Here is a 17,346-nt window from a genome sequence, read left to right on the forward strand (position 1 = left end):
CTTCAAGAAATGGAATGAAACCTATCTATATTAGACCAGATAGGTTTCTCTCTTCAAACAATATATTTTTCAATCCGCGCTTTGCAGCGACGTCCTATTCTAACATATGCTGCTGAGGAAAATAAATATTTCATATATTGTTTCAAGAGATATTTACAAATGGAATTTAATACAATAAAATGGAAGTAGAGTGTTGAGTGAAATGAAAGGAGGTGATGCGATGCGAAATTCGATCGAATTTGAGGTATCGGGACCTTATGCTCTATTTACTGATCCTCTGACTAAACTCGGCGGGGAAAAGTTGTCCTACCCTATTCCAACCTATCAGGCGTTGAAGGGGATTATTGAATCCATATATTGGAAGCCGACACTTCTGTATTACATTGATGAAGTTCGGATTATGAATCCGATTCGCATGGAATCCAAGGGGGTTCGTCCTTTAGATTATAGTGGCGGCAACACTTTAGCGAATTATACATACTTGCGTGACGTGTGCTACCGGGTTAAGGCTCATTTTGAGTTTAATCTTAACCGCCCGGATATGGCATTTGATCGTAATGAAAATAAACATCATAACATCCTTAAGCGCTCCTTGAAAGCAGGCGGTCGCAGAGATATTTTTCTTGGAACGCGTGAATGCCAGGCTTATGTCGAGCCATGTGAATTCGAGGCTGGCAAGGGATTCTATGACCATTACGGCGATATTCATTTCGGTACGATGGTTCATGGCTTGAATTACCCGGATGAGACGGGACGAAATCAGCTGGAGGTTCGCCTATGGCAGCCGGTTATGAAGGACGGCGTCATATGTTTTATTCGGCCGGAGGAGTGCACTCAAGTGAGGGTTATTTCCGAGATGCTTCCGAAGCGTTTCGACGAAACGAATGTAGAGTCGGCAATCGAGCTGGACGCACAGTTGGATAGAGAGGTGAATCTATGAGCTGGCTATTGAGTTTATACGAGACCTACGAAGCCAATATCGAGCAGGCTGGGAAAATGGAAAAGAAGATTAACAAGAAAAATCAAACGGAACAGGAATATACGCTGCTGCCTGTATCGCATACGACTCAAAATGCCCATATCGAAGTGATTGTAACGGAAGATGGAGAATTTCTAACCGCATCCGTCATTGATAAAAGCGATGTGAGTACGCTGATTCCTTGTACCGAGGACTCGGCCAACCGGGCTGGCTCCAAGGTCGCTCCATACCCGCTGCATGATAAGCTCAGCTATGTTGCCGGGGATTTTACCGCTTATGGCGGTGAAATCAAGAAAGAAGATCCTTATGCGGCATACATCAAGCAGCTTGGCGAATGGGCTGAATCACCGCATGCGGTTGCAAAGGTGAAAAGCATCCATCGGTATCTTAGCAAACAAACGCTTATACAGGATTTGATCAGTGAGCGAGTGCTGTTTGTGGATTCGTCCAACAAGCTGATTGACCGGTGGGACGACGCGGCCAAAGCACTCTACGGCGAGAAGCCGGCGATTTATTCTTTGCTCCCGGGCGATATTGCGGCTGCCTTTATCCGTTTTGATGTGTACTCACCGGACAAGCCGCCGGTAAAAGTATGGAGAGATCCGGAGATGTATCAATCATTTATCCAGTTCTACAGCGGTCAGCTGGGTAAAGAAGATTTATGTTATGTGACCGGACAAAATCTGCCTCAGACGGAGAAGCATGCAAATAAAATTCGTAACGCAGCAGATAAGGCAAAATTAATTTCGGCAAACGACACAAGCGGATTTACTTTCCGGGGGAGATTTAATGCCAGTCAGGAAGCAGCAAGCATCAGCTACGAAGTATCCCAGAAGGCACATAATGCACTGAAATGGCTTATTATCCGGCAGGGGAAGATCATTGATGACCGGGTATTTCTTATCTGGGGTAATGACGATCTGAACCTTCCTGGTATTGAAGAAGACAGCTTCACACTTGTGCTTTCTCCATCCGCAAGCGAAGAGATGCCGTCTCAAGTATCGTTTACAAACAAAGAATTTGCCCGCGAAGTGATTAAAGCAATTGACGGTTATCGCAACCGGCTTGCCAGTTATAACGAGGCGAAAGTCAATATTATGATTCTGGATTCGGCGACAACGGGTCGGATGGCTGTGTTATATTATCGCAATTTGAATAAGGAATTTTATTTGGATAGACTGAAGAACTGGCATACTACCTGCGTCTGGGAACACCGATACCGCAAGAGCAGCGATGGAGAGTTCATAGCCTTCTACGGAGCTCCGGCTACTAAAGACATCGCGTTTGCTGCATACGGTCCCCGGGCGAGCGATAAGGTTGTTAAAGGATTGATGGAACGGATGCTGCCTTGCATTGTGGACGAGCGTCCTATTCCTTCAGATATTACAAACAGTGTATTTCGTCGTGCTTCCAATCCAGTTAGCATGGACAAGTGGGAATGGGAGAAGACGCTTAGCATTGCTTGCGCTCTAATTAAGAAAAACCTGAAGGAGGAGTACGACGTGGCGCTTGATCAAACAAACGAACATCGGGATTATTTATTTGGGCGATTGTTAGCAGTAGCAGATGTGCTGGAGCGGCGTGCGCTAGGTCCAGAGGAGAATCGAGCTACAAATGCAATTCGTTATATGAACGCATTCGCCAGTCACCCGGCGAGAACGTGGGCAACCATACAGTCCAGATTACAGCCTTATCAGGAAAAAATGGGAGCAAAGGCTTCGTATTTGTCACGGGTCATTGATGAAATTGGCGATAAAATTCTAGTGAATGACTTCAACGACAAGCCTCTCTCCGGTGTATATTTGCTTGGTTTTTATAGTCAGCGGAACGAGCTTTATAAGAAGAAAAATGTCGAGGATGACTCTGAAGAATCGCCTATTCAATAAAAAGCTAGCTGCAGAACGAATCTAACAAAGCAAATTAAGGAGGAGAGATTTATGGCTGTATTAGGAAATAAGATTGATTTCGCAGTTGTGTTGTCAGTAACGAAGGCGAACCCGAATGGTGATCCGTTGAACGGTAATCGTCCTCGGCAAAATTTTGACGGACACGGTGAAATTTCGGATGTGGCTCTCAAACGTAAAATCCGCAATCGCCTGCAAGATATGGGAGAAGCAATCTTTGTGCAATCCAATGATCGTAAGACAGATGATTATGGCAGCTTGCGCGAGCGTGCGGAGGCGAATGCCGAGCTCGAGCGAATCTTTAAGGCGAAAAACGGTTCAAGCGATGAATTTGCGGCCGTTGCTTGTCGGGAGTGGATCGATGTCAGAAGCTTTGGACAAGTATTTGCCTTCAAATCCGATAAGGCCGGATCAGGCGTATCCGTAGGCGTTCGGGGCCTGTGTCGATTCACACGGCAACGAGCCTGGAGCCGATTGATATTACCAGCATGCAAATTACCAAAAGCGTCAATTCAGAACCTGGAGCAAGCCGGGGATCGGATACGATGGGACTCAAGCATCGTGTTGATTCTGGTGTCTATGTGTTCTATGGCAGCATAAACACGCAACTGGCAGAAAAAACCGGATTTACCTATGAAGATGCTGCAAAATTCAAAGAAGCGCTGGTGTCGTTGTTTGAAAACGATGTTTCCTCCGCCAGACCGGAAGGCAGCATGGAGGTTCATAAGGTTTACTGGTGGGAGCATTCCTCCAAACTAGGTCAATATTCATCAGCGAAGGTACATCGTTCGTTAAAGATCCGTAAGCTTGTAGAGGAGCCACGTAGTTTCGAGGACTACGAATGTGAAGTACAGCCGTTGGAAGGCTTACAGGTTCAAGAACTTGATGGAAGATAACGAAGATGAATATTTAATGCTGTCTGGTATACAGCACTTTCAATTTTGCAAGCGCCAATGGGCATTTATACATCTGGAACAGCAATGGGTTGAAAATGTAAAGACGATCGAAGGTTCTCACTTGCATCGGAAAGCCGACCAGCCTTTTACACGTGAGAAACGCGGGGATAAACTGATCGTGAGAGCGATGCCGGTGAAGTCTGTGAGCCTTCGAATTTCTGGCGTATGTGATGTTGTCGAGTTTATTCGGGACGAGCGAGGCGTGAATATTAGCGGCGGAGAAGAAAAATACGCTGTTTATCCGGTAGAGTATAAGCGCGGGAAGCCGAAGCGGGGAAACGAGGATATTCTGCAATTAGCTGCTCAAGCCATCTGTTTGGAAGAGATGTTAGTGTGCGAAGTGGACACCGGTTATCTGTATTACAACGAAATCAAACATCGTGTTGAAGTGCCGCTCACCGAAGAAATCAAGCGGAAGGTGAGGGCAATCGTTGCCGAGATGCAGGACTTGTACAAACGTCAGCATACGCCAAAGGTAAAGACAGGAGCTTTCTGCAAGAGCTGTTCTCTTCAGTCCATATGCTTGCCTGAACTGATGAGCAAGCGTTCGGTTCGCAGCTATATTGAAGGGAAGTTGAAGGAATGAAGAAGCTGCTGAATACACTGTATATCACCCAGCCGGATGCTTATTTATCATTGGACGGAGACAATATCGTCGTACTGAAGGAACAGGAACGAATCGGTAGAGTTCCGCTGCATAATCTCGAGTCTATCGTTTCCTTTGGCTATCATGGCGCAAGCCCTGCTTTAATGGGCTACTGCGCGGAACGCCATATTGCACTTCTTTTCTATACGGCAAGCGGCCGTTTTCTGGCAAAAGTGATCGGGGAAAGCAACGGGAATGTACTTCTAAGGAAGAAGCAATATGCGATATCTGAGGATGAACATCGGTCTGTCGGGATCGCTCGAAATTTTATTATTGGCAAGCTGTATAATCATAAATGGATTCTTGAACGTATGACACGGGATCATCCGATGAGGATTAATGTCGCGCAATTCAAAGAAGTCTCGCAACATCTGTCGGAGCTGCTTCTGGAGATTAGAGCATGTAATAATTTGGCGCGTTTGCGGGGACTCGAAGGTCAGGCAGCCTACAGTTATAACAAGCTGTTTGACGCAATGATTTTGCAGCAACGTGAGGATTTCTATTTTCATTCGCGTTCCCGAAGGCCTCCGCTCGACAACGTGAATGCTATGTTATCGTTTGCCTATTCCTTGCTTGCGAATGATATGGCAGCTGCCTTAGAAGGTGTTGGACTTGATGCTTATGTCGGGTTCTTGCACCGTGATCGGCCGGGACGGGTATCATTGGCGTTAGATGTCATGGAGGAGTTACGCGGCGTCTACGCGGACAAATTCGTCCTTTCTCTTATCAACAAGAAGGTTGTAAGTAAAAACGATTTTGTCAGGAAAGAAAACGGGGCTATTTTGTTGACAGAAGATGCGAGGCGAACTTTTTTGTCAGCGTGGCAAAGCAAAGAGCAGGAGATCATCACGCATCCTTTTCTTAATGAGAAGATACCTTGGGGACTTGTTCCGCACGCGCAGGCGCTGCTCCTTGCACGATTTCTGCGAAGTGATATGGATGAGTATCCGCCATTCCTGTGGAAATAGGAGAGTGACATGGATGCTGGTGTTAGTCACCTATGATGTAAGTACACTAAGCAGCGCAGGTCAACGCAGACTAAGACTGGCATCGAAACTGTGCCAAAGTTACGGTCAACGTGTTCAGAACTCTGTATTCGAATGCGTAGTGGATGCAGCCCAGCTTACTTTATTAAAAATTAAGCTAGGTGAAATTATTAACCCGGACGAAGACAGTTTACGTATCTATCAGCTTGGCAACCATTACAAGAACAAGGTTGAACATATTGGTGTAAAGCCATCATTAGACTTGGAAGGGCCGCTAATTATGTGATGGAAAGCGAGTCGTTGGGGGTGCGAATTAGTGGTGCGAATGAGAAGCGAACATCGTTTTCCTAGGGGATTCGCACCACATTTTTTTTGAGAATCCTCCTATCAAGCTTCTACAATGTGATAGAATGATCGTTAATATCATTATTTGAAAATTTATTTCATAATTTTGACTTTAAAAAATATATTTATTCTCTTTTTGCGTAAAATCGCAGTCGCACCTCGCTGAGGTGCGTGGATTGAAATCGGATCGTGACCGCCTTGTCGTGATCGACGAGGACGGTCGCACCTCGCTGAGGTGCGTGGATTGAAATTTCTGGTTTTGATACCATGTATGATACCGAAACCCGTCGCACCTCGCTGAGGTGCGTGGATTGAAATGTCCGGAGCAGCATCCAATAGCGCCGGCATAAACGTCGCACCTCGCTGAGGTGCGTGGATTGAAATACCTTTATTTCCAATCTGTTCGGCGGTTTGTTTAAGTCGCACCTCGCTGAGGTGCGTGGATTGAAATTATTTTGTCGTTAAGCTGATCGACAATTTCTTTCAGTCGCACCTCGCTGAGGTGCGTGGATTGAAATCCGGGTACATCATCTACATTATAAAATTTTATACCAGTCGCACCTCGCTGAGGTGCGTGGATTGAAATATTCAAATCCACCGCGCCACCGATCCCGGCGACAACGTCGCACCTCGCTGAGGTGCGTGGATTGAAATATATCGAAGTGCCTGAACTCAACATTAACCATGAGTCGCACCTCGCTGAGGTGCGTGGATTGAAATTCTTCCCTCTTCTCTGATGCCGGCTACTTGGCCAGTGAGTCGCACCTCGCTGAGGTGCGTGGATTGAAATTATGTCCATAAGCGCCGGATCCCGAAAGCCGTATGGTCGCACCTCGCTGAGGTGCGTGGATTGAAATAACCTGGACGATCCAGACGAAACGGACGATTTGGCGTCGCACCTCGCTGAGGTGCGTGGATTGAAATTTACTGGCTTGAATTTGTTGGCCAAGCCTTTAGGGTCGCACCTCGCTGAGGTGCGTGGATTGAAATTGCAAAAAGAACTGTATGCTCCCTCAAATCTGAGTCGCACCTCGCTGAGGTGCGTGGATTGAAATTAATCGAATACCGCTTCAAAAAAACGCCACGCTGTCGCACCTCGCTGAGGTGCGTGGATTGAAATTTTATGAGTGAATTGGAACAAATTGCTGACGAAAGAGGTCGCACCTCGCTGAGGTGCGTGGATTGAAATAGCATCTTGGATGAAAGAGTGAACGAAAGAAAAATGTCGCACCTCGCTGAGGTGCGTGGATTGAAATAAGTCAATGCTGCTGTACGTTTCAAGGTCGATTGTCGCACCTCGCTGAGGTGCGTGGATTGAAATCTTGTACCGTGATACGGGCATAGATCGGTACAGAGTCGCACCTCGCTGAGGTGCGTGGATTGAAATTTCTGATACGGCCTGCGCCACGTTTTCCATGTATTCCGTCGCACCTCGCTGAGGTGCGTGGATTGAAATCAGAAGCCGCCACAAGATGGCGGCGAGGGGATTAATATCGTCGCACCTCGCTGAGGTGCGTGGATTGAAATTCGTCATTCAGTCTTCTGGATTTGTTACCGTGATATCAGAGTCGCACCTCGCTGAGGTGCGTGGATTGAAATTTGTGGGAAAAATGCATCTCCAATCCAACTGAACCGTCGCACCTCGCTGAGGTGCGTGGATTGAAATCCTTCTTACCGGACGCGCGGAGAAACAGGCATATGCCGTCGCACCTCGCTGAGGTGCGTGGATTGAAATCCGGCGCTTGATTTTTGTAGCTGGAAAAGCAAAGGCGGTCGCACCTCGCTGAGGTGCGTGGATTGAAATTGCACCTGAATCAGCCGTCCTGCCCAGCGCCATGTAGTCGCACCTCGCTGAGGTGCGTGGATTGAAATCGTACGTGATGCCAGTACGCAGTCAGGTAAGCCAAGGTCGCACCTCACTGAGGTGCAGTAGATGAAATAAAGATGATTTTGCATAAGCGCCCGAGCGCTTTTTTTGTTTAGCTCAAATAAGAAATTTGTCGAAAAATATTATTTCCCACTTGCCGCGGTTCCGGCCTATAGTGTACTATAAGCTTTATATTTGAAGAGGGCGGCTTTGGCCGCTTGCGTTAACATCCCGCTTGTGCATGAAGCAAAGGCGGGCATATAACTGCTCATATAATTATGGGAATAAGGCCCATTAGTTTCTACCGGATGACCATTGCAATTATCCGACTATGAGCGAGACCGCAATCCGCAGAAAGAACGTCTGCTTCCGGCTTTGGCAGGGCCGTCAGACCTTTGATGCGGCGCGGTGCTCCGGTCATGGTTTTAAAATCCGTAGGGACAAACTTCGCTTAAGCGCAGGCTTAAGAGGTTTGTCCTTTTTTAATTCCGTATCGGCGAATGACAAAGCTGCCATTGCCTGGTTGTCAGGGAAGCAAGCAGCAGACGCTGCATGAAATCAATTAAGGAGCTGTGAACGAGAAGTGAAAGTACTGGAAGATCGCATACGCCAAGAGGGACTCATTTTATCCGAGACGGTGCTGAAGGTGGACTCTTTCTTAAACCATCAGGTCGACACCGAGCTAGCGCTCGAGATTGGCCGGGAGTTCGGCCGCTTGTTCGCGGGCCAAGGCATTACGAAGGTGCTGACGATCGAAGCCAGCGGCATTCAGTTTGCCATGGCGGCGGGAATCGCACTGAAGGTGCCGTTCGTGTACGCCAAAAAGAAGAAAGCGGTCACGCAAGCCGAGCAGATGTATACGGCTCCGGTCACTTCTTTTACACGCGGTGAGACGTATCAAGTCAGCATCTCCCGCCATTATTTGGGGCCGGATGATAAGGTGCTGATCGTCGATGATTTTCTGGCTACGGGAGCCGCGCTTGTCGGCTTGGTCACCATCGTTCGTGAAGCTGGCGCTCAGCTTGCCGGCGTCGGTTGTGTCATTGAAAAAGGATTCCAGGAAGGCCGAGGGCTGCTGGAAGAGATGGGCGTCCGCGTCCATTCGCTGGCCCGGATTTCCTCGATGGCGCCGGGCGAAGTCCAATTTGTGGATCATAACGATCCGATTCGTATAAAGGAGAAGGTATAAGCATGCTTAGCAAGAAAAAGGTTTTTGCTCTCGGATTGCAACACGTGCTCGCCATGTATGCCGGCGCGGTCGTCGTGCCGCTGATCGTGGGAGGGCAACTTGGTTTTAACGCTGCACAGATGGCGTATCTGATCGCCGCTGACTTGTTTACATGCGGCCTCGCAACGCTGCTGCAAGCTATGGGGACTAAATATTTCGGCAGCCGCCTGCCGGTAGTTCTAGGCTGTACGTTTACGGCAGTTGGACCGATTATTGCCGTGGCATCCGGTTCTAATCTGGCGACGGTGTACGGGGCGATTATTATAGCCGGTTTATTTGTTGTGCTGGCTGCGCCGTTGTACGGGAAGCTGCTGAAGTTTTTCCCGACGGTCGTAACCGGATCGGTCGTTACGGTCATCGGCTTGTCTCTTATTCCCGCAGCCTTGAATAATGTGGCGGGCGGCGACGGCAGTGCCGATTTTGGCGCTCCGCGCAATTTGCTGCTCGCATTGTTTACGCTGATCGTCATTTTGCTTGTGAACCGGTTTGGGAAGGGATTCCTGCGGTCGATTTCCGTACTGGTCGGCCTTGTCGCCGGTACGCTGGCAGGCTGGGCAATGGGGATGGTTAACTTCGCTTCGGTTGGGGATGCATCTTGGTTCAGCATCGTGAAACCTTTCTATTTCGGTACGCCGCAGTTCAGCATAACCGCGATCGTTACGATGATTATCGTCAATATTGTCAGCATGGTGGAATCGACAGGCGTTTATTTGGCAGTTGGCAAAGCGACGAACCAGAAGGTCGAGCAGCGGCAGATTGTTAACGGCTTGCGTTCGGAAGGCGCCGCGATTATGTTAGGCGGCATATTTAACGCCTTCCCGTATACGGCTTTTTCGCAAAATGTCGGCCTTATTACATTGACCAAGGTGAAAACGCGCAATGTTATTTTTGCGGCAGGCGGCATCATGGTCGTGCTGGGCTTGCTGCCGAAGCTGGCCGCCATTACGACTATCATTCCGAATGCTGTGCTGGGTGGGGCTATGATTGTCATGTTCGGTTCGGTGGCTGCTTCCGGCATCTCCATTTTGTCCGAGGTCAACCTGCGCGAAGAGCGAAACTTGCTGATCGTCGCTTGCAGCATCGCCGTTGGTCTTGGTTCGGCAGCTGTTCCCGCAGTGTTTGAGAAGCTGCCTGATTTTGCAAAGATGTTGACCCAAAGCGGCATCGTAACCGGCTCGTTGACTGCCATCGTGCTTAACTTGCTGATGAGCCGCAAACCGGATGAAACTTCACAGGCTTCTACAGAAGCATAAAAAAGAAATCGCCCTGGCGCATGGATGCGCGGGGCGATTTCTTTTTTGCGCCGACAGCGGGGGATGGCAATAAAGCCTGTTGGATTATACATCGTTATGCCTTCCGTACAGGCCGATTCAATTATTTTAAATCAATGGATACGTCTCCCTGTATGGTGTGAAATCGTACACTTGTATCGTTAGGCCATACAGGGTTATGAAGCCCAAGCGCTTCTTCGGACGATGGGAGATCATCTTGATAGGGGAGGAAAAAGCTGAATGCTTTAATTTCCTTGATGAATGCCCCCCATAAATACGGTTCCTTCAAATAAATGGTGTAAAGATAATTCGTTTCTCCTAAAGTTGTCGTCCTATGTTCGACGTATATCGTAGTATGGCCGGGCGAAGTGACCGTGCTTATTGCAGCATCCGCTGCTAAGTGAATGAATAGGGCTCCAGCCAGACAAATAGATAGAAACAGGGATAGCCCCATTGCCATTGTACTCAAAAAATAAAGTCTCGATTTAATCCATAAGACGCATAACACCACCAACAAGAGGATATTGAAGCTTAAGGGATAAATAAGCCCGCTTGATTTTAAAAAGTTTATTTTGTACCCATTTATATTCAATGCCCAAAGCGCTAAGTCAGCCAGCGCTACTGCTAACCCTATATAAAACGTTGCTCGCTTTATTTTGTTATTCAACATAGATCCTCCTGCGAAGTTTGGATTGTCTGCGTGCCGGAACCGATGATAGGGAATGGACGGGCTCTTTATAAATAATGATGGGATCTTCTTCCTCTTTGTGAATGTTACGTTTATGACGAGGCGATGAATGGGAAAGTTGCAAGCAAAATCGTGTATTGATGACGGATATCCTTTAATCCGAACTTCAAGGATTAGGCATTGCGAACAAATATATTCCAAATTTATATTGACGATGCATATACACCATGCTAATATCGTTATAGCTTATCGGATTGATCGGAAATAAAATAATCTACCGGATAACCGGAGACAAACTTGCTGCATCTTATTGCGGCAATTGTCTCCGGTTATTTTTTTCATATTATCTGCAAGTCATGAGGAGGAAACAGGAATGGAATATCGTAAATTGGGCCGAACAGGCTTGAAAGTATCCGCGGTGAGTCTCGGCACGATGGCTTTTGGCCGCTGGATCGACGAGGAGGCGTCAGCCTCCATACTGGATGCGGCGCTGGATCACGGCATCAATCTGGTTGACACGGCCAACGTATATGGAGAAGGGGCTTCAGAAGAGATTTTAGGAAATTTGCTTAAAGCACGCCGGCGCGACATCGTGCTCGCAACGAAAGTGCATGGCAAGGTCGGCCCGGGGCCAAATGACGGAGGGCAAAGCCGTTATCATATTTTTAAAGCGGTAGAAGACAGCCTGCGGAGACTGCAAACGGATTACATAGATCTATATCAAGTGCACCGGTTCGATCCGGCCACACCGCTCGAAGAAACATTACGTGCGCTCGACGATCTGGTACGTCAAGGCAAGGTCCGTTATATCGGCGCTTCCAATTTTGCCGCTTGGCAACTGGCGAAAGCCCATGGTATCAGCAATCAGCACGGCTTGGAGCGTTTTGAGAGCCTGCAGCCGGAATACAGCCTTATCTCCCGGGAAATCGAACAAGAAATCATCCCGTTCGTTCAATCGGAACAGGTTGGCGTTATCGTCTACAGCCCGCTCGGCAGAGGGGTGCTGTCAGGCAAATATAAGGAAGGCGAAGCTCCTCCTGCAGGGTCCAGGCTGGCGGCGGGAGAGCAAAGGCTGGAGCAGCTGTTGAAAAAGAACGCGCTGGCAGTCGCCGACGCTATTAAGCCGCTTGCCCAGCAGCATGGCCTGACGCCGGCGCAATATGCGCTGTCATGGGTGCTCAGCCGGTCGGGCATTACATCAGCTATTCTTGGCGCTTCCAAGCTCGAACATATCACCGACGCAGCCAAAGCTTGGGATACAAGGCTGAGCGAAGCGGATTTAAAACAAGCGGACGAAGCGACGGAGCAAGTCCGAACGAAAGAAAAAGCACTGATCAAATAATAAAAAATTATGATTTCTACCCTGCCAAGGAGGATATCGAAGTTTACTTGCGATATCCTTCTTTTTTTATTACTCGAACCGGGGGTGCAGCATGGCCAGCGTCAGCATCAAACATTTGTATAAAAAATACGGCAAAGAAAAACATGCGGTTGTGCAAGATTTCGATCTTGAAATCAAGGATAAAGAGTTTATCGTATTCGTCGGGCCATCCGGCTGCGGCAAATCGACAACGCTGCGCATGATTGCGGGGCTGGAAGACATTACGGAGGGCGAGATTTATATCGGTGACCAGCTGGTGAACAAGCTGCCGCCGAAAGACCGCGACATCTCGATGGTTTTTCAAAACTATGCGCTGTATCCGAACTTATCCGTCTATGAGAACATCGCCTTCGGCCTGCGCATGCGCAAGCTGCCGAAGCACGAAATTGACCTCGCGGTGAAGCAGGCTAGCCGGGTGCTGGAAATCGAGCCGTATTTAAGCCGTAAGCCAAAGGATCTGTCCGGCGGACAACGGCAGCGCGTTGCGCTCGGAAGGGCGATCGTCCGCAATCCGAAGCTGTTTCTTATGGATGAACCGCTGTCGAATCTGGATGCCAAGCTTCGTTCAACGATGCGGATGGAGATTACGAAGCTTCATAAAAAACTGGGTACGACGTTCATCTTCGTCACCCACGATCAGATAGAGGCCATGACGATGGCGGATCGGATCGTCGTTATGAAAAACGGCGTTATTCAGCAATGCGATACGCCGGAGAAAGTGTATTCCAAACCGGCCAATACGTTTGTAGCCGGCTTTATCGGATCGCCGCAAATCAATTTCATCGAGGGAAAGATCGAAGAGAATGCATTTGGGCGGCTGGAGTTCAAAACGAATCGTCTTCAGCTCAAGATTCACGAAGCGACGGAGGCTGTTTTGCGGCTTAATAACCAAGTAAACAAATATGTAATATTGGGAATTAGGCCGGAACATATCAAACTGGAAGGGCTGTATTCCGAGACGGTAATAACCGGCATCTATACGGATAATGAGCTGATGGGAGCCGACCGGTTTATTTATTTGAACATCGGGCAAGAGAAGCCGTTGATCGTCCGGGTCGAGCCGGAAAATCAATTCGAGGAGAATGAGAAACTGAAAGTAGAGCTGGACTTGTCTAAAGCTCACTTTTTCCATAAGGAAACGGGCGTCCGGTTAACCGACTGACCGGTTGTGCGCAGCAAGGGAGGGGCGTCGGTTCATGAGGAGCAAGAAACGGCAAGCAATATGGTTTACCCTGGGCATTGCAGCAGTCGCGCTGCTGACGTCCTGCGGACAGGATTCCGTGAAACAGGCGAGCGCAATATCCGCAGATGATGAAGGGCTGTTCAACAAGCTGGACCATTCATTCGAGTTCGAAACGGACCCTTATTACAGCGCCGTGCTTGCAGACTGGAAGCAGCAAGGCATACCGGCAGCCGGAACAACGGTTAAGGTACAGGGAGCAAAACCTTCGAAGGTTTCAGATGCTTCGGCGATTAAAACCGGTACATATGAAAACAGGGACAACGTTCTCCTCTGGCAGACGCCGGATGAAGGATGGGTTGAATACGAAGTCGACGTCGCGGAAGACGCCTTATACGAGATTCACGCTGTGTATGATCCGCTCAAGGAAACGGACAGCAAGCGCCCGGTTCAATGGGATGTTTCGATCGACGGGAAGCGGCCGTTCCAGGAAGCTTCTACGGCATCGTTGTACCGTGCTTGGGAGGACGTCAGTCCGATTGTAAAAAACTCCGACGGCGATCAAATTAGACCGCGCTCGATTGACGTGTCGACTTGGAGCGAGAAACCGCTGGTGGATTCGGGCGGCGCATATGACAGCCCGTTATTATGGCATTTGTCTCCGGGCAAGCATACGATTCGCCTCGAAGGATTTGATCCCGTCGCGATTGACAGCTTGCTGCTGACTGCGCCGCAGACCGTACCTTCTTATGAGGATGTCAAAGCGACGTACGCCAATACGCCTTCAATCGGCGGAGATCCGATTACGATTCAAGCCGAGCAATTTACGTCCAAGAATGATACGGCCATCAAGCTGTTCTCCGATAAGGATGACCGCACGGTGCCGCGTTATACGGGGCGTATCGTCTATAACACGATTGGCGGCCAGCGCTGGCTGGAGCAAAATCAAGAGATTACATGGACATTCGACGTACCGGAAGACGGCTTGTACAAGTTTGGATTCCGTGCTTTGCAAAACACAATCGCGCAAAAAACATCGTTCCGTACTATTAAAATTGACGGCAAGGTTCCGTTCGAGCCGTTTCAGGCTTACGGATTTCCATATTCCGCTTCCTGGCAGGGCATTGAACTGAAGGATGAAGCGGGCGATCCTTACCTTGTAAAGCTGGATAAGGGCCGGCACACGCTTTCGCTTGCAGTGACGCAATCGCCGGTCAAGCCTATTATTATCGATCTGGAAAAGCTGCTGGCGCATTTGGATTCCATTGACTGGGATTTACGGATGGTTACGGGCAATAAAGCAAACAGCGTACGTACGCTGGACCGCAACCGCACTTGGAATATGGAGCAGGACTTTCCGGGCATTACGGATAAAATAGCGCTTGCGGCTGAAGCGATGGAGTCACTCGCTGACCGCGTCGAAGAGGCGAATGGCAATAAGGATTCAATTAGCCAAGGGCTGCATTCTTCAGGCAAGGATTTGCGTTCGCTGCTAAGCAAACCTGAAGAAATTCCATATAATGTCGACCAGATATCGTCTATGAGGGAGAAGCTGGCGAACTTTATGGATTCCTTGTCCAAGCAAGCGCTGCAATTGGACGAAGTTTATGTCGTTCCGGAGAAAGCGCCGCTTCCTCCTATGGTGGCCGGCGTATTCGACCGGGTGTGGGGGACTGTGCAAAACTTCGGCTATTCATTCGACACGAGAGACAGTCTGAAGGACATGGACGACCGGAAGCTTAACATTTGGGTGCAGCGCGGACGCGACTACGTCGATCAGCTGCAGCAGCTGGCAGACGAATCCTTTACGCCGGAGACCGGAATTGAAGTAAAAGTCAATTTGCTTCCGACCCCCGAGCTTCTGCTGATGTCGAATGCAGCCGGCGTGCAGCCCGACGTCGCGCTAGGCTTGACGCAGGATTTGCCGGTCGATTACGCGATCCGCGGAACGCTGGTCGACTTATCCAAGCTGGACGGCTTCGATAAACTGTATCCGAATTACAGCCCGGGTTCGTGGCTGCCGCTTTATTACAACGGCGGTTATTATGGCGTACCGGAGACACAGTCGTTCCAGGTGCTCTATTACCGGAAAGATATTTTACAACGGCTGAATTTGAAAGTGCCGCAGACCTGGGATGATGTATACGATCTGCTGCCGACATTGCAGCAGAACGATATGAATTTTTATGTCAATCCGAAAGAATATGCAACGTACTTCTATCAGCACGGCGTCGAATTTTACGAGCCGGGCGGGAAAAAGACGGGGCTGGATTCTCCTAATGCTTATGAGGCGTTTAAGCAGTGGACCAATCTGTTCAACACCTATGCGCTTGAGCGGGAGGTGCCGAGCTTTTACCAGCATTTCCGTGACGGTTCCATGCCGATCGGCATTTCCGATTACAACATGTATGTCCAGTTATCGGCGGCGGCGCCGGAGCTGAACGGCCGGTGGGGAATCGCCTTGCTGCCCGGAGTCAAACAGCCGGACGGCACAATCGCCCGTTGGGCGGGCGGCGGCCAGCGCACCGGCGTTATTTTCAACAAATCGGAGAAACAGGATGAAGCGTGGAAGTTTTTGCAGTGGTGGCTGTCTACCGACGTTCAGACGCAATACGGATCGGATTTGGAAGCCATGAACGGTGTCGCATTCCGCTGGAATACTTCTAATATTAAAGCATTCACCAATCTTCCATGGAAACGGGAGGATGCGGCTGTCATTCTCGAGCAGTGGAAATGGTATAAAGATATTCCGAACGTACCGGGAGGCTACTACTTGGAGCGTGAATTAAACAATGCATGGCAGCGGTCCGTTGTGCAGACGGATAACTACATGTCCTCGTTAGAGGAAGCCGCCCGGGACATCGATCGGGAGCTGCTTCGCAAGCAGCAGGAGTTTGGTTTTGCCGATAAGAACGGCAATTCGCTCAAGCAGCTCGATATTCCGGTCGTCAATCAGCCTTGGGAGGGAGACAGCCGGAATGTTAAGTAAAATATGGTCATACCGGACGTCGTATTTGTTTATCGCGCCGTTTCTCATCTGTTTTACATTGTTCATCGTCGTGCCGATCATCGCGTCCGTCTGCTTGAGCTTTACGTATTACAACGGCATTGAACGGCCCCGGTTTATCGGCTGGAGCAATTATCAATATTTAATTGCACAAGACATGATATTTCTGAAATACGCATTGCCTAACACGTTCAAATTTGCCGTTATCGTCGGACCCGGGGGATATGCCGCCGCCTTCCTGCTTGCATGGCTTATCTCCCGTCTTCGGGGCAGCTACCGCAAATGGGTGGCGCTGGCCATGTATACGCCTTCGCTTACGATCGGTACAGCGATGACGATAATATGGCTGCCGCTGTTATCGGGCGACCGGATCGGCTACTTGAACAGCTTCCTGCTGAAAATCGGATTCATCGACGTGCCGAAGCTGTGGGTGACACAGCCGCAGCTGCTCATGAATTCAATGATCGCCGTTACACTCTGGTCGAGCATGGGAGTCGGGTTTCTCGCCATGCTTGCCGGAATTCTGAACGTGGATAAAACGCTCTACGAAGCAGGACGGATCGACGGCATCCGCAACCATCTGCAGGAACTGTGGTTTATTACGATCCCGTCCATGAAGCCGCAGATGCTGTTCGGCGCCGTCATGGCGATCGTAACGACGTTCAAGACCGGCGCAATTGGCGTTGAGCTGTCCGGGCAAAATCCTACACCGCAATATGCCGGCCATCTCATCGTCAATCATATTAATGACTACGGTTTTATTCGTTTCGAGATGGGCTACGCATCGACGATTTCTGTTTTTCTGCTTATCTTTATGTATTTTGCAAACAAGCTTAGCTGGAAATTGTTTGGCTCGAAGGAGGAATAACATCTGAAAACATCGGGTCTAGCCGCCAGAATCAGCTTTA

At 49.1% G+C, this 17,346-nt stretch carries 12 protein-coding genes, 1 pseudogene, 1 CRISPR repeat array and 1 riboswitch; of the genes and pseudogenes, 12 read left to right on the forward strand and 1 reads right to left on the reverse strand.

Annotation, left to right across the window (positions count from 1 at the left end):
• Positions 1-220: 220 nt before the first annotated feature.
• The 8 genes and pseudogenes from cas5c to ET464_RS02075 all read left to right on the forward strand — a co-directional run bounded on the left by cas5c (position 221) and on the right by ET464_RS02075 (position 10,164).
• Positions 221-940 carry a type I-C CRISPR-associated protein Cas5c gene (gene cas5c / locus ET464_RS02040; protein ID WP_129437811.1) on the forward strand — a complete coding sequence of 240 codons (720 nt, stop codon included), beginning with the start codon at positions 221-223 and terminating at the stop codon, positions 938-940.
• The gene (gene cas8c, locus ET464_RS02045) at positions 937-2,865 is read left to right on the forward strand and encodes a type I-C CRISPR-associated protein Cas8c/Csd1 (protein WP_129437813.1); all 1,929 of its coding nucleotides are present in this window, start codon (positions 937-939) and stop codon (positions 2,863-2,865) included. The genes cas5c and cas8c overlap by 4 nt, the downstream gene beginning before the upstream one ends.
• A 51-nt stretch (positions 2,866-2,916) precedes the next feature.
• Positions 2,917-3,779, forward strand: a pseudogene (cas7c, locus tag ET464_RS02050) (type I-C CRISPR-associated protein Cas7/Csd2).
• Positions 3,769-4,425, forward strand: a complete 657-nt coding sequence (gene cas4 / locus ET464_RS02055) for a CRISPR-associated protein Cas4 (protein ID WP_129443992.1) — start codon at positions 3,769-3,771, stop codon at positions 4,423-4,425. The pseudogene cas7c and the gene cas4 overlap by 11 nt, the downstream one beginning before the upstream one ends.
• Positions 4,422-5,453, forward strand: coding sequence for a type I-C CRISPR-associated endonuclease Cas1c (cas1c, locus tag ET464_RS02060; RefSeq protein ID WP_129437815.1), 1,032 nt, complete (start codon positions 4,422-4,424; stop codon positions 5,451-5,453). Before cas4 ends, cas1c begins: the two co-directional genes overlap by 4 nt.
• Positions 5,454-5,466: 13 nt before the next feature.
• Positions 5,467-5,757: a CRISPR-associated endonuclease Cas2 gene (gene cas2 / locus ET464_RS02065; protein WP_129437817.1), complete on the forward strand. Its 291-nt coding sequence runs from the start codon at positions 5,467-5,469 to the stop codon at positions 5,755-5,757.
• Between the two features lie 210 nt (positions 5,758-5,967).
• Positions 5,968-7,688: direct repeats of the CRISPR family, unit length 32 nt; unit sequence GTCGCACCTCGCTGAGGTGCGTGGATTGAAAT.
• A gap of 243 nt (positions 7,689-7,931) precedes the next feature.
• Positions 7,932-8,035, forward strand: a riboswitch (purine riboswitch).
• Between the two features lie 231 nt (positions 8,036-8,266).
• Positions 8,267-8,872 carry a xanthine phosphoribosyltransferase gene (locus tag ET464_RS02070; RefSeq protein WP_129437819.1) on the forward strand — a complete coding sequence of 202 codons (606 nt, stop codon included), beginning with the start codon at positions 8,267-8,269 and terminating at the stop codon, positions 8,870-8,872.
• 2 nt (positions 8,873-8,874) lie between these two features.
• Entirely contained in the window at positions 8,875-10,164 is a 1,290-nt protein-coding gene (locus ET464_RS02075; RefSeq protein ID WP_129437821.1) for a nucleobase:cation symporter-2 family protein, read from the forward strand.
• 121 nt (positions 10,165-10,285) lie between these two features.
• Here ET464_RS02075 and ET464_RS02080 read toward each other — a convergent pair whose 3' ends face one another.
• Entirely contained in the window at positions 10,286-10,852 is a 567-nt protein-coding gene (locus tag ET464_RS02080; RefSeq protein ID WP_129437823.1) for a hypothetical protein, read from the reverse strand.
• 391 nt (positions 10,853-11,243) lie between these two features.
• Between ET464_RS02080 and ET464_RS02085 the strand changes: the two genes are divergently transcribed.
• From ET464_RS02085 to ET464_RS02100, 4 genes are all read left to right on the forward strand, one after another.
• Positions 11,244-12,212: an aldo/keto reductase gene (locus ET464_RS02085; RefSeq protein ID WP_129437826.1), complete on the forward strand. Its 969-nt coding sequence runs from the start codon at positions 11,244-11,246 to the stop codon at positions 12,210-12,212.
• A 91-nt stretch (positions 12,213-12,303) separates the two neighbouring features.
• Complete coding sequence (locus tag ET464_RS02090) at positions 12,304-13,413, forward strand: ABC transporter ATP-binding protein (RefSeq protein WP_129437828.1); 1,110 nt, start codon at positions 12,304-12,306, stop codon at positions 13,411-13,413.
• A gap of 34 nt (positions 13,414-13,447) precedes the next feature.
• Positions 13,448-16,420 carry an extracellular solute-binding protein gene (locus ET464_RS02095; RefSeq protein WP_129437830.1) on the forward strand — a complete coding sequence of 991 codons (2,973 nt, stop codon included), beginning with the start codon at positions 13,448-13,450 and terminating at the stop codon, positions 16,418-16,420.
• On the forward strand, positions 16,410-17,306 hold the full coding sequence (locus ET464_RS02100; protein ID WP_129437832.1) for a carbohydrate ABC transporter permease: 897 nt from the start codon (positions 16,410-16,412) through the stop codon (positions 17,304-17,306). Before ET464_RS02095 ends, ET464_RS02100 begins: the two co-directional genes overlap by 11 nt.
• Positions 17,307-17,346: the final 40 nt, after the last annotated feature.

Source organism: Paenibacillus protaetiae, assembly GCF_004135365.1.
Taxonomy (GTDB): domain Bacteria; phylum Bacillota; class Bacilli; order Paenibacillales; family Paenibacillaceae; genus Paenibacillus_AP; species Paenibacillus_AP protaetiae.

Coding starts and splice junctions, on each gene's coding strand:
- ET464_RS02090 (WP_129437828.1), top strand. CDS start 12,304: ATGGCCAGCGTCAGCATCAAACATTTGTATAAAAAATACGGCAAAGAA.
- ET464_RS02100 (WP_129437832.1), top strand. CDS start 16,410: ATGTTAAGTAAAATATGGTCATACCGGACGTCGTATTTGTTTATCGCG.
- ET464_RS02085 (WP_129437826.1), top strand. CDS start 11,244: ATGGAATATCGTAAATTGGGCCGAACAGGCTTGAAAGTATCCGCGGTG.
- ET464_RS02075 (WP_129437821.1), top strand. CDS start 8,875: ATGCTTAGCAAGAAAAAGGTTTTTGCTCTCGGATTGCAACACGTGCTC.
- cas4 (WP_129443992.1), top strand. CDS start 3,769: ATGGAAGATAACGAAGATGAATATTTAATGCTGTCTGGTATACAGCAC.
- ET464_RS02080 (WP_129437823.1), bottom strand. CDS start 10,852: ATGTTGAATAACAAAATAAAGCGAGCAACGTTTTATATAGGGTTAGCA.
- ET464_RS02095 (WP_129437830.1), top strand. CDS start 13,448: ATGAGGAGCAAGAAACGGCAAGCAATATGGTTTACCCTGGGCATTGCA.
- cas8c (WP_129437813.1), top strand. CDS start 937: ATGAGCTGGCTATTGAGTTTATACGAGACCTACGAAGCCAATATCGAG.
- cas1c (WP_129437815.1), top strand. CDS start 4,422: ATGAAGAAGCTGCTGAATACACTGTATATCACCCAGCCGGATGCTTAT.
- cas2 (WP_129437817.1), top strand. CDS start 5,467: ATGCTGGTGTTAGTCACCTATGATGTAAGTACACTAAGCAGCGCAGGT.
- cas5c (WP_129437811.1), top strand. CDS start 221: ATGCGAAATTCGATCGAATTTGAGGTATCGGGACCTTATGCTCTATTT.